General features: G+C 31.5%; 11 protein-coding genes and 1 tRNA gene. 3 read left to right on the top strand and 9 right to left on the bottom strand.

Annotation, left to right across the window (positions count from 1 at the left end):
- Positions 1-13 precede the first annotated feature (13 nt).
- Positions 14-514 carry a GTP-binding protein gene (locus tag QGM60_RS10895; protein ID WP_281140271.1) on the top strand — a complete coding sequence of 167 codons (501 nt, stop codon included), beginning with the start codon at positions 14-16 and terminating at the stop codon, positions 512-514.
- On the opposite strand, the gene era is transcribed toward QGM60_RS10895, so the two are convergent.
- The 8 genes from era to proS form a co-directional block, all read right to left on the bottom strand.
- On the bottom strand, positions 505-1386 hold the full coding sequence (gene era, locus QGM60_RS10900; protein WP_281140272.1) for a GTPase Era: 882 nt from the start codon (positions 1384-1386) through the stop codon (positions 505-507). The genes QGM60_RS10895 and era overlap by 10 nt on opposite strands.
- 36 nt (positions 1387-1422) lie before the next feature.
- The gene (locus tag QGM60_RS10905) at positions 1423-2577 is read right to left on the bottom strand and encodes a GNAT family N-acetyltransferase (protein ID WP_281140273.1); all 1155 of its coding nucleotides are present in this window, start codon (positions 2575-2577) and stop codon (positions 1423-1425) included.
- A complete protein-coding gene (locus QGM60_RS10910) occupies positions 2574-3551 on the bottom strand; it encodes a hypothetical protein (RefSeq protein WP_281140274.1) in 978 nt (325 codons plus the stop codon). The genes QGM60_RS10905 and QGM60_RS10910 overlap by 4 nt, the downstream gene beginning before the upstream one ends.
- A 5-nt stretch (positions 3552-3556) precedes the next feature.
- Positions 3557-4912, bottom strand: coding sequence for an MBOAT family O-acyltransferase (locus QGM60_RS10915; RefSeq protein WP_348634905.1), 1356 nt, complete (start codon positions 4910-4912; stop codon positions 3557-3559).
- A gap of 115 nt (positions 4913-5027) precedes the next feature.
- Positions 5028-6281 carry a GNAT family N-acetyltransferase gene (locus QGM60_RS10920; protein ID WP_281140276.1) on the bottom strand — a complete coding sequence of 418 codons (1254 nt, stop codon included), beginning with the start codon at positions 6279-6281 and terminating at the stop codon, positions 5028-5030.
- 682 nt (positions 6282-6963) lie between these two features.
- A complete protein-coding gene (rpsT, locus tag QGM60_RS10925; protein ID WP_281140277.1) occupies positions 6964-7215 on the bottom strand; it encodes a 30S ribosomal protein S20 in 252 nt (83 codons plus the stop codon).
- A 25-nt stretch (positions 7216-7240) separates the two neighbouring features.
- Positions 7241-7312 (bottom strand) — tRNA-Glu (locus QGM60_RS10930).
- A 109-nt stretch (positions 7313-7421) separates the two neighbouring features.
- On the bottom strand, positions 7422-8900 hold the full coding sequence (proS, locus tag QGM60_RS10935) for a proline--tRNA ligase (protein ID WP_281140278.1): 1479 nt from the start codon (positions 8898-8900) through the stop codon (positions 7422-7424).
- Between the two features lie 100 nt (positions 8901-9000).
- On the opposite strand from proS, the gene QGM60_RS10940 reads away from it, so the two are divergent.
- Complete coding sequence (locus QGM60_RS10940) at positions 9001-10035, top strand: hypothetical protein (protein WP_281140279.1); 1035 nt, start codon at positions 9001-9003, stop codon at positions 10033-10035.
- 30 nt (positions 10036-10065) lie between these two features.
- Entirely contained in the window at positions 10066-11592 is a 1527-nt protein-coding gene (locus QGM60_RS10945) for an outer membrane protein transport protein (RefSeq protein ID WP_281140280.1), read from the top strand.
- 379 nt (positions 11593-11971) lie between these two features.
- Here QGM60_RS10945 and QGM60_RS10950 read toward each other — a convergent pair.
- Positions 11972-12106 (bottom strand): T9SS type B sorting domain-containing protein (locus QGM60_RS10950; RefSeq protein ID WP_281138805.1); only part of this gene is annotated, 135 nt, incomplete at its 5' end.

Genomic DNA, 12106 nt, shown 5'->3' on the forward strand with positions numbered 1-12106 from the left:
AACATGCTACACTATGGCTTTATCTAATGAAGTAGTTTTAAGACCGCGTTTTAAGTTTGAAGTCAATGCTCCTAACGAACAACTCCTAGCTGGTTTTGAAGTTGAGAAAAACAATCAAACTGAATTCATTGTTACTCGTGTTGACGACCATGTATTTCTAAAATTTCCAAAACACAAGCAGCATTTTTGGTCGCCTCAACTACATTTAGAAATTAATGAAAACGGCGAACACTCCTCAACGGTTCATGGGCTTTTTGGACCTAACCCGACAGTGTGGACTATGTTTATGTTTTTACATTTTGTTGTTGCCGGACTTTTTATAGCATTCGGAATATGGCTATATACTAACATTTCACTTAAAGAAAGTTTTGCCATTCAGCTTTTTTTAATGCTACTAATGGTAGCCTTTTGGTTTGTGCTTTATTTTGCCGGAAGAATCGGACGATCTAAAGGAAAGCCAGAAATGTACGAATTACATGGTTTTATGAAAGAAACGCTTAGAGCCTATCGTTGATTATAGCCAAAACGCTTCAGTTGGTTTTGGTTACTTCTCCAATTTTTATTCACTTTTACGTAAAGCTCTAAATGTACTTGTTTCCCAAAGAATTTCTCTAAGTCTTTACGAGCTTCTACTCCTACTCGTTTTAATGCAGAACCTTTGTGACCTATAATAATACCTTTTTGAGTATCTCTTTCGACCATAATTACTGAACGCATTCTAATGATATTCTCTTCTTCAAAAAACTCTTCCGTATCTACTTCTACAGCATAGGGAATTTCTTTCTTATAATGCATTAGAATTTTTTCTCTGATGGCTTCATTAACAAAAAAACGTTCAGGTTTATCAGTGAGTTGATCTTTAGGATAAAACGGTGGTGACTCTGGTAAAAGCTCTATAATTCTATCAAACACATTTTGAACATTAAAGCCATTTAATGCAGAAATAGGATAAAACTCAGCATTAGGTACTTTTTGTTGCCATAATTCTGCTTGTTCTTCTAATTGCTCTTGATTAGAATTATCTATCTTATTTAATAGTAAAAGAACTGGAATTTTAGAATTGGTTATTTTCTTAAAAAAGGCTTCGTCTTTTAGTTCTTTTTCACCAATTTCTACCATATAAATTAGTACATCTGCATCTTCAAAAGCAGACTTTACAAAATCCATCATGGATTCTTGCAATTCATAAGCTGGTTTTATTATTCCTGGTGTATCACTTAAAATAACCTGAAAATCATCTCCATTAACAATACCTAAAATCCTATGCCTTGTAGTTTGTGCTTTTGAAGTGATGATTGATAGTTTTTCACCTATAAAGGCATTCATCAAGGTAGATTTACCAACATTAGGATTACCTATAATATTTACAAAACCTGCTTTGTGCATTTAGTTTAAATTTATTTACAAAGGTAGTGCAATAATTTATAAAGTAATCTTTGCTTGGTTACTACTTCCTAAAACAAAAAAAGTGTCCTTATTTACTTTGTCTTTATATACTTTGATATCCTTTTCTTTTTCATCTGAAGCATACAAAAACTCATAGGTGAGCCTTCTTAAATCACTAAACTCTTCTTTTGTGAAATCTATAAGTTCTATTGTTGAAAAATCAAGTTCTTGAGACTCTAAAATTTCTGTTTTATAAGTTGGTTCTGGTAAGCTTGCTTTTCGTTTTTCTTCTTTCCAAGCATGATATTTTTCAATAACACCTAACTCACGAGTAATTTGCTTAAGATTTTTTATCAACTTAAACTTTGTAGCGCAAAATATAGCCTTGAAAGATTTTGTATTGTAAAACACTTCATAGTCATAATCATAAACAGTATTACACCATCGCTGTTTCCAATAGTAAGGCCCTTTGGAAAAACTAATACTATCTACATTGTTGGCAATACACCATTCGATTTGCTTCATTAAATCTGTATAACCTGTATTGAACTTAGAATAGGCAATATCATAAGTTCTGATATACTGAAAAATAGTGTTTTTCACATGAAAATTAAGGCAAATATCTATTGGATTTTTACCATTATAAATCACAAAAAAGGAAGCATCCTTATTAAGAATCATGTCATGAACACACTTATAATAATCATCCTTATATTTAAGGTTTGCATTGCCTGTAATACCTTTTTCTATTGACCTTACTTCAAGTAATTTATAGAATTCATCAAAAACAAAGTCATATTCATCCTTCGGCATTTCACCATAATACATTTTATAACTTATGTCAAAACAATGCTCTAACTTACGTTGTTCTCTTCGTAATTTATATCTACTGGATTTGCCAAAACGCTCACTTAAATAACCTGACAAACTCTTTACATCTTTGAAATCAATTCTAAACCCAGGATATTGTTTAAATTTATATGAATGAAAATTTTTAGGTTTTTCAACCTCCTCTATCTTCAGATAATGAGGTAAATCTTCTACAATAAATACATCTTCAAGTGGTTCAATTTCAATATTATTTTCATAGATATATTCACCACTTACTTTGTTGTAAATATTAGAATAGATATATGGAATATCTCTTTTAGCAAAAAGCTGAGTAACAAAATTTATAGTTTTTGTCTTCATTTTGAAACCTTTTCCTTTTTAGCTTTCATGTAGTCCGCAATTGTAGATGCTATAATATCTCTGCCGTGATTATTCCAATGCCAATCATATATCAAAGTTGTAGCCTTTTTTGATTTTTTGAAATTATCTGCAAAATCAATATAATTGATACCATTGTTTCTGCAATACTCTAAAAACCGTTTACTGGTTTTTCTAGAATCTAACAAAAACGATGTTTTAGACTTATTAAATCCATAAAGCTTAACTAGGCTTTTAAAATTAGATAATTTTTGAAGATCTAAAGCTTTTTCTTTTTCATCATCCGTAGTCTCTATTTCATTAGTCTGGTAACCATTTTCTGGTTCTTCAAAAGCTTTACCACTAACTAAACGCTTTAGAGGTTCCAAAATTCCTATTTTAGAACCATAAGCTAAAATCTTAATGTTATCCCTTATTTTAAAAGGAGTGGATTTCAACATTTTAATTCTATCATAATTTGGTTCATAAACGCCTCTATCCAAATCACTATCATAGTTAAGATAGATGACCACTTCATCAATTAAATCAAATTGCTCTTTATAAGCATGTATCAAGTGCATCTGATTTGCTAAATCATAACCTGAGTAACCATACTCATAGACTTCACAATTACCTAATTTATCTTCAAGTTTTTTACCTGTAGAATCATCAAAATCTTGATGAAAACCTTCAATAAAAGAATCTCCTATTATAGCTATTTCACATTTGTCATTAGTTGGATTAAATTCTCGGTGAGAGTTAAAGCCAGATTCATTGATACTAAACCTTGAATAACTTTGGTTTCTATTTCCAAAAACGGTATAGCCTGTATTACCAGGAACACGTTTTTCTACTCCATACTCATCGATAAAACGAGGTGGATCTTCAGTATACAAATGAAACACTCGTACTATTATCTCTATAATTAGAAGTATTAGTACAATATAAATTCCTGATTTTATTATAAACTTTTTCATCCGATTTAAAATTGAAAATAAATGAATGATCTATTAACTCCATCATCATAAAACAAGAGCATACTTAAAATTACTAATGCGTAAATAAGCAATCTTACCAATGGATACTTAAACTTGAAAGGATTACGTTCATCTTTTCTAATGAGATACTCGTAAACTGTAAACATTGCTATCAGAATATAGAAATCTAACATTCTATAACCCATAGGATGCACATAGCTTTCATAAGTAAAATTATTAATTATCTGATTAATGTAATCAAACGCATCACTTATGGATGGTGATCTAAAAAATATTCTAGAAAAGGTTACCAATAGAAATGTTATAATAACCTGTATAATTTCTTTAGGATTGGGTAGCCAAGTATTTTGTGCAATAACATTATCTGCATAGAGTCTATTTCTTCCCATTAAAAAAACAGGTATATATAATAAAGCGTGAATAGCTCCCCAAATGACAAACGTCCAATTAGCTCCATGCCATAGACCACTAACGAGAAATATTACTACTATATTTCGAACAGATTTTAGCTTACTCACTCTAGAACCTCCCATGGGAATGTAGAGATAGTGCCTAAACCAAGTGGATAACGATATGTGCCATCGTTGCCAATATTCTGCAATATTTCTAGAAAAGTTTGGAAATTTAAAGTTAGACATTAACTCTATCCCAAATAGCTTCGCTGTACCTATAGCAATATCTGTATAACCACTAAAATCTCCATAAACTTGAAAGCTAAACAAACACACACCTAAAATTAATGTTGAAGCAGGATAGTTGGAATAATTAGCAAAAATATCATCAACAATTGGTGCTAGAGAATCTGCAATTACTAGCTTTTTGAAAAAACCCCACAAAATAAGCTTTAAACCAGAAACTGCTTGTTCATACTTAAATACACGCTTATTATTAATTTGATTTAATAAATTAGAAGCTCGCTCTATAGGACCTGCAACCAATTGAGGAAAGAAAGCTACAAAGGCTGCAAAAGATATAAAGTTGTCGGTAGGCTTTAATTTTTTATAATAAATATCAAACGAATAAGACATGGTCTGAAACGTATAAAAAGAAATACCTACTGGAAGTATTATTCGTAATGTCCAAGTACTCTTTATCTCATAACCAAAAGCACTAAACATATCTATAAATGAATCTACAAAAAAGTTATAATATTTAAAAAAACCTAGTAAACCTACATTGCAGGCAACACTTAACCATAACCAATATTTAGCTTTCTTTTTGTCATTAAGATATTTATATATTTTTTGTCCTACATAAAAATCTAAAAAAGTACTAAATGCTATAAGAAACAAAAAACGCCAGTCCCACCAACCATAAAACACATAGCTTGCCACTATCACTAACAAGTTTTGAAACTTAAGATTCTTCTTAAATACAAACCAATATAGCATGTAGACTATAGGAAGGAATATTAAAAACTGAAGGGAATTAAATAACACTTTTTAAAAAATTTAATTAGTCGTTTATTGACGCTATCACAGATGTTTTACTTCCTGTAATTAAGTACTTTTTATTTTGATCTTGATATTTAAAGATCTTGAGGTCATTATAATTTTCTTCATACAAATACAAATACTCAAAAAGCATTAATCTTAGAGCTTGATTTTCACTTTTCTCATAATCAATAGCTATAAATTTACCTAACGCTTTTACATCTTCACAATCAATAAAACTATACTTAGCTTTCTCACTTTCCTCCTTTTGTTCTTTATGCTTTATTCTGTATGTAACTTTGTGTAGTCGGTCATTGAGTTTTTTGTCTCTTAGCTTTTGCTTAACATCATAAAAATGTTTAACCCACTTTGCTATAAATTTAGATTTTAAAGAAGAAGTGTCATAAAAAATATGGTATTCAAAATCATAGGTTTTTGTACACCATCTTGTTTTGTATTCGTAATAACCTTTTGAAAAATCAAAAGTTTTTATACCATTATCTATACACCATTCTATTAATTTCATAATAGTAACTGCTCCTAGGTGAAACTTAAAGTAGTCTATATCAAAAACCGTAACAGCATCAAATAAAATATCTTCAGAAAAAAAGCAAAGCGTAACACCTATTGGTTGGTCGTTATCATAAATAACGAAAAGTGATGCTTTTTTCTCTAAAATCAATGAATATGATACATCATGATAAAAAGCCCATTTTTCTGAGCCTAGAACATCATTTGTTATTTGTTTATCGTCAAAACGTTTAATTAAAAGCCTTTTAAAATGTTTGAAGATTGAATCATGTTCTGACTTAGTGATTTCACCACACCACATTTTGTATTTTATGTTAAAAGCAGTTTCTAAACGTCTTTTATATTTTCTGTTTTTATTCCTACTACTTTTACTAAAATTATGTTGCATATAGTCATCGAGACTACTATAATTTCCTGTTTCAATTAAAAAACCTGGATATTGTTTAGATTTTAGCAATCCTATATTAGGACCTAAATTTGAACTATTAACATTAAAATATGTTGGTACGTCATATATCAATAAAGTTTCACCATTGAGACAAGACTTGTTATTTAAAGCTAATGCATAGTCCATACCCTTAGTAAGCGTTTCACCAACATTTACATGAATAGGCCAGTTATTATGTTTTAGAAACTCGACATTAGATATACAATCAAAAGACTTAATTGAATCATTATTACTGTTAAAATGCTTTAACCAAATTGATTTGAAACTTTGTGATAAAAAGGGGTTTTCAAAAATCACTTTATAGCTTTTGATGTTATTAAATAATGCTTAAACAGATTAATTTCTTTTACTTAACCTAACTAAAATCGACAAAACCCTTTGATTCAAATAAAAAGAAGTCCAGAACACAAAGAAACCATTTTAAAAATATTATTGTCTTTAAAACTTAACAAAAACATCTTTAATTCTATTTCCTACACTCTAATATTTAGGGCTTTAACGTCAAAAATACGTAATATCAAAATTAAAATATTTTAGAGTCAAAAACTCAAAAAAAACACATTAATAGATTAAATAATCATTTTTTCAGTTGAACTTAAATTCTGAGAAACTTAGAAATTGTTTTAGTTTTACTTTATTAGTATATACTACGCAGATTAAGTAATTTTTCTAGGTATTCTATTATATATGCTAGACTATAGTGGTCAACTGTATCTTAAACGCCTCGCCTAAATACTAGAATTAATGCTTTAATTTTTTTCACCCCTTAAGCAATATCTCATCAGTATTGGGCTGGATTAGTTTTAATTGGAAATACATTTCCAATTGAAATTAATACAAAATCTTATAGTGTATATTGGATAACAGGAATAGTCTTATTTCTATTATTGATATTGCTTTTTAAAAGAGCAAAATAGCTTAACAAAAAAAGTCTTTCCAAAAAGGAAAGACTTTCTAAATATCTTAGTAAGAATTGCTATTATAAAGCAGCTACATGTTTAGTTAACTGAGACTTTAAGTTACCTGCTTTGTTAGAATGAATAATATTCTTCTTAGCTAACTTATCAACCATACTGATAACTGAAGGCAACATTTTCTGAGCTTCTTTAGCATCAGTAATCTCACGTAATTTTTTTATAGCGTTACGAGTAGTCTTGTGTTGGTATCTGTTTAACACACGCTTTTTATCGTTACTTCTAATTCTTTTTAAAGCTGACTTATGATTTGCCATTTTTATTCTTTCTTATTAAAAATTGTAGCCCGTAGGGGAATCGAACCCCTCTTACCAGGATGAAAACCTGGCGTCCTAGCCGATAGACGAACGGGCCATTTGGTTACTTATTTATTTAAATGAACCTACAACGTTTCCATTGCGGATGCAAAAATACAACTATTTTTAAATGTTGCAACAACAAATTAATTTTTTTTTAAAAAATTTTAATACGCCTTTGCAAAGAGCACTCGTTTAGTAGATGGTTTACCACTATAAACACAGTTACCTTCCTCTATTTTGCTGTCCATTGGTATACAACGTATGGTTGCTTTAGTAAGCTCTTTTATCTTTTGTTCCGTCTCTGCAGTACCATCCCAATGAGCAGAAATAAAACCTGTCTTAGTTTCTAATACGGTCTTGAAATCTTCAAAACTATCTACTTCAGTAATATGTGTATTTCTAAAATCTAGAGCTTTATTAAATAATTCATCTTGAATTTGAGATAAAAGATCCTTTATGGTCTCTGAAAGATTTGAAATTTCAACTATAGATTTTGTAAGTGTATCTCGTCTTGCTAATTCTACAGTTTCATTTTCTAAATCTTTAGGTCCAATAGCAATCCTTAGAGGCACACCTTGTAATTCATGCTGAGCAAACTTAGCTCCTGGTCTATGTGTTGTTCTATTATCAAACTTACAACTGATGTTTAGAGCTTTCAATTCGTTTATTATTGAATTTGCTTTTTCTGAAATTAAATCAAATTGTTCGTCATTCTTATATATAGGAACAATAACCACTTGAAATGGAGCTAGATTTGGTGGTAGTACTAAACCTTTATCATCACTATGTGTCATGATTAAAGCTCCCATTAATCGTGTTGAAACACCCCAAGAAGTTGCCCAAACATAATCTAACTTGCCTTCGTTATTAGTAAACTTAACATCAAACGCTTTAGCAAAATTCTGACCTAAAAAGTGTGATGTACCAGCCTGTAAAGCTTTTCCATCTTGCATAAGCGCTTCTATACAGTAAGTTTCTACGGCACCAGCAAAACGTTCGCTTTCTGTTTTCACTCCTTTAATCACAGGAATTGCCATAAAGTTCTCTGCAAAATCCGCGTAAACATTATTCATTTGTTCTGCTTCTTGTAGCGCTTCAGATTCTGTTGCATGAGCAGTATGTCCTTCTTGCCATAAAAACTCTGCTGTTCTTAAAAATAAACGCGTACGCATTTCCCATCTAACAACATTAGCCCACTGATTTATTAATATAGGTAAGTCTCTATAACTTTGAATCCAACCTTTATAGGTATTCCAAATTATAGCTTCACTTGTTGGTCTTACAACTAATTCTTCTTCGAGTTTAGCCTCTGGATCTACCCTTAACTTACCTTCATTATCAGGATCGTTTTGTAACCTGTAATGTGTCACAACAGCACATTCTTTAGCAAAACCTTCAGCGTTCTTTTCTTCAGCTTCAAAAAGACTTTTTGGTACAAATAATGGAAAATAGGCATTTTGATGACCTGTTTCTTTAAACATTCGGTCTAATTCAGCCTGCATTTTCTCCCAAATAGCATAGCCATAAGGTTTAATAACCATACATCCTCTAACAGCCGAATTTTCAGCTAAATCGGCCTTTACAACCAATTCATTATACCATTTGGAATAATCTTCTGCTCTACTTGTAAGATTTTTACTCATTTACCGTGTTTTGGCACAGATGTTGTGCTTATGTTAAATAAAAAAATAGTTCAGCAAAACTAACTATTTTTGTAATGTTCAACAATAAAATAAATGAGATATGCAATTTAATACTTTTTTAAATCAAAAATTGCCATTTTTTGTTGCACTTGGTCTAACGGCTGTGTTAACTTCATGTGGTTCCTTTCAATATGCAGGGTACGACAATGATGGTATATACTCTAGTGAAGAATACAATTACAACACTGAAGTAGAAGAACCAGTAGCCACGACTTCCACTAATGATTCTAATTATTATAAAAATTATTTTGCCGAAAACTCTGCCGAGATTGACGCTATAAATCAAGATGGTGAAATTTTCACTGACATTGATGGCTATGAAGGTAACTACACTGAACAAGATAGTACGCAACAGAGAGTTGCTTATGGAGGATGGGGACAAAACAATAGTTCAGTGACCATCAATTATATTGACAATGGCTGGTATGGCGGATGGTACGGCTGGAATGATCCTTGGTTATGGAACGGTAGTTATGCTTGGGGTTGGGGAAGACCTTGGGGATGGAATAACTGGCGTTGGAATTATGGTTGGGGATGGAATGACCCTTGGTTATATGGAGGTTATTACGGCTATGGTTGGAATAATTGGGGCTATTATGGTGGCTTTTACAATTACGGCTGGAACAATCCTTATTACAGAGGTTATAATAGATATGCTTACAGTACAGGAAGAAGAGGCTCACTACTTTACAACAATAACTTGAGCAGAAGCACAAGAAGCAATGCTGCTGTATCTAGAAGAGATTATTCTACTCGTAGATTATCAAATTCATCAAGACTATCTAGAAGTTCAAATTCAAGAAGTTTAAGATCTAGTTCTTCTACTATGAGAAGAAGTTCTTCTTCCACGTCAAGATCGAGTAGGATTACAAGACCAGCAACAAGCAGATCTTCTAGATCATCAACTATGAGATCTGGAGGTAGTACTAGATCTTCAGGCTCTGTAAGATCTTCTTCTTCAAGAAGTTCATCAAGGTCTTCAGGCAGTGTAAGATCTTCAGGCGGTTCTAGATCTTCTGGGTCATCATCAAGAGGAGGCTCTTCTGGCGGTAGCAGAAGGGGTGGAAGAGGATAAAAATTAATTTTCACATTAAAAAAATTACTTATGAAAAAATCACTTATGCTCTGCGTAGGGTTGCTAAGCACATCCTTAATTTTAGCACAAGACATTACTGATGCTGTTAGATATTCAAATGATGAAATTCAAGGTACAGCAAGATTTAAAGCTATGGGAGGTGCCTTTGGCGCTCTAGGTGGTGATATGTCTGCCGTTAATATCAATCCTGCTGGCTCTGCTATTTTTAACAATAGTCATGCCTCGTTATCATTAGGTGTGTTTAATGCCAATAATGATACCTATTATTTTGGAGGGACAAATTCTACCTCAGATACCAATATAGATTTAAATCAGCTTGGTGCTACATTTGTATTTAACAATACTGACATAAATTCACCTTGGAAAAAATTCACTTTAGGAGTTGCATATGATACTACATCTGACTTTGATGATGAGTGGTTTGCTAGTGGAGTAAACCCAGGAAACACTATCGGGAATTATTTTATGGATTATGTACAAGGACTTCGTTTGGATGAAATATCTGCTTTTCCAGGAGAAACAATATCTGAGGCTTATAATGAAATTGGAGCTTTTTACGGATATGGTAATCAACAAGCTTTTTTAGGTTACGAAGGCTACATTCTAAATCCTGCTGAAGATATAGATGAAAACACTGCATATTCCTCAAGTATTGACCTCAATGGCAATAATTTTAATCAAAGTTACGCTTATGCCTCTAGAGGTTACAATGGTAAATTAGCATTTAACTTTGCTACAAGTTATGGTGACAAGGTTTTCTTTGGATTAAATTTAAATTCTCATTTCATAAATTATGAACGTAGCACTTATTTCACGGAGTCAAACTCTAATGTTAACTCTACTGTTACTAATGTAAATTTTGAAAATAATTTACTTACAACAGGTAGTGGTTTTTCTTTTCAACTTGGAAGTATAGCTAAACTTACAGACGAATTAAGACTTGGTATATCATACAACTCACCTACTTGGTACAGAATTTCGGATGAGACATCTCAATATCTAGCTACAACTAGAATTGAAGGAGGTACAAATATGACCCAAATTGTTAATCCTAATGTTATTAATGTGTATGAGGAATACAAACTAAAAACACCTGGAAAACTCACTGGGAGTATAGCTTATGTTTTTGGGAAACAAGGTCTATTAAGCTTTGATTACTCACTGAAAGATTATAGTAATACAAAATTTAAACCTAGCTCTGATCTTTATTTTTCAGATTTAAATTATCAAATCAATAATACTTTAGGTTCTTCTATTTCATACGGATTAGGTGGTGAATACCGCTATAAAGCTTTAAGTTTTAGAGGTGGATACCGTTTTGAAGAAAGTCCTTACAAGGATGATTCATTTTATGGAGACCTTGATAGGTATTCTTTAGGCCTTGGTTATAGTTTTGGTAATTTTAATTTAGACTTAGCCTTTAGTCATTCTCAAAGAGATATTAACTATCAGTTGTATACTGTTGGCTTAACAGACTCTGCTGAAATAGCTTCAAAGTTTAATGATTTCATTTTAACATTCGCTTTTAATATCTAAAAAAATATTATTGAGTAGTACTAAAATAGGTTGACAATTTTTAATAAAATAGAAAAAAACCTGTGAAGCTAGTTTCACAGGTTTTTTTATTGTATATACAAACTAGGTGTTTTCACATTAAGGCTCAAATGCGGTCTTTGGTCTTTTACTGTTATAAGCTTCTATAGATTACTTGATGAACTTGTTTATAGGTTCTGTTCGTCTTTTTCAACTTGGAATACAACAGCTTGTTCAAAACCTAAGTTGTAATCACTTTGTATAAGTTTAGCCCTTGATTACGCTTTATCTCTCATAATAAGTCAACTTATTTTAGGACGGGACATTATAAATAAAAAAGCCAGAGTTAAAACTCTGGCTTTTTTTGCATATACTCTTACCTCTATCTCTTTAAAGTAAAATGGGCTTTAAATTCTTTAGGTTCGTTTGTTGTTGGTTCAACATATTCCACGGTGAACCAATAATCGCTACTCGGCATTAGGTTCCCATTAAAGGTACCGTCCCAACCAGATCCCGA

The organism is Winogradskyella sp. SYSU M77433 (assembly GCF_029911945.1).
In the GTDB taxonomy this organism is placed as follows: Bacteria; Bacteroidota; Bacteroidia; order Flavobacteriales; family Flavobacteriaceae; genus Winogradskyella.

Bases quoted from the DNA above. Each gene is read 5' to 3' on its own strand.
- QGM60_RS10895 (WP_281140271.1), top strand. From the start codon at position 14: ATGGCTTTATCTAATGAAGTAGTTTTAAGACCGCGTTTTAAGTTTGAA.
- QGM60_RS10945 (WP_281140280.1), top strand. From the start codon at position 10,066: ATGAAAAAATCACTTATGCTCTGCGTAGGGTTGCTAAGCACATCCTTA.
- proS (WP_281140278.1), bottom strand. From the start codon at position 8,900: ATGAGTAAAAATCTTACAAGTAGAGCAGAAGATTATTCCAAATGGTAT.
- QGM60_RS10940 (WP_281140279.1), top strand. From the start codon at position 9,001: ATGCAATTTAATACTTTTTTAAATCAAAAATTGCCATTTTTTGTTGCA.
- rpsT (WP_281140277.1), bottom strand. From the start codon at position 7,215: ATGGCAAATCATAAGTCAGCTTTAAAAAGAATTAGAAGTAACGATAAA.
- QGM60_RS10905 (WP_281140273.1), bottom strand. From the start codon at position 2,577: ATGAAGACAAAAACTATAAATTTTGTTACTCAGCTTTTTGCTAAAAGA.
- era (WP_281140272.1), bottom strand. From the start codon at position 1,386: ATGCACAAAGCAGGTTTTGTAAATATTATAGGTAATCCTAATGTTGGT.
- QGM60_RS10910 (WP_281140274.1), bottom strand. From the start codon at position 3,551: ATGAAAAAGTTTATAATAAAATCAGGAATTTATATTGTACTAATACTT.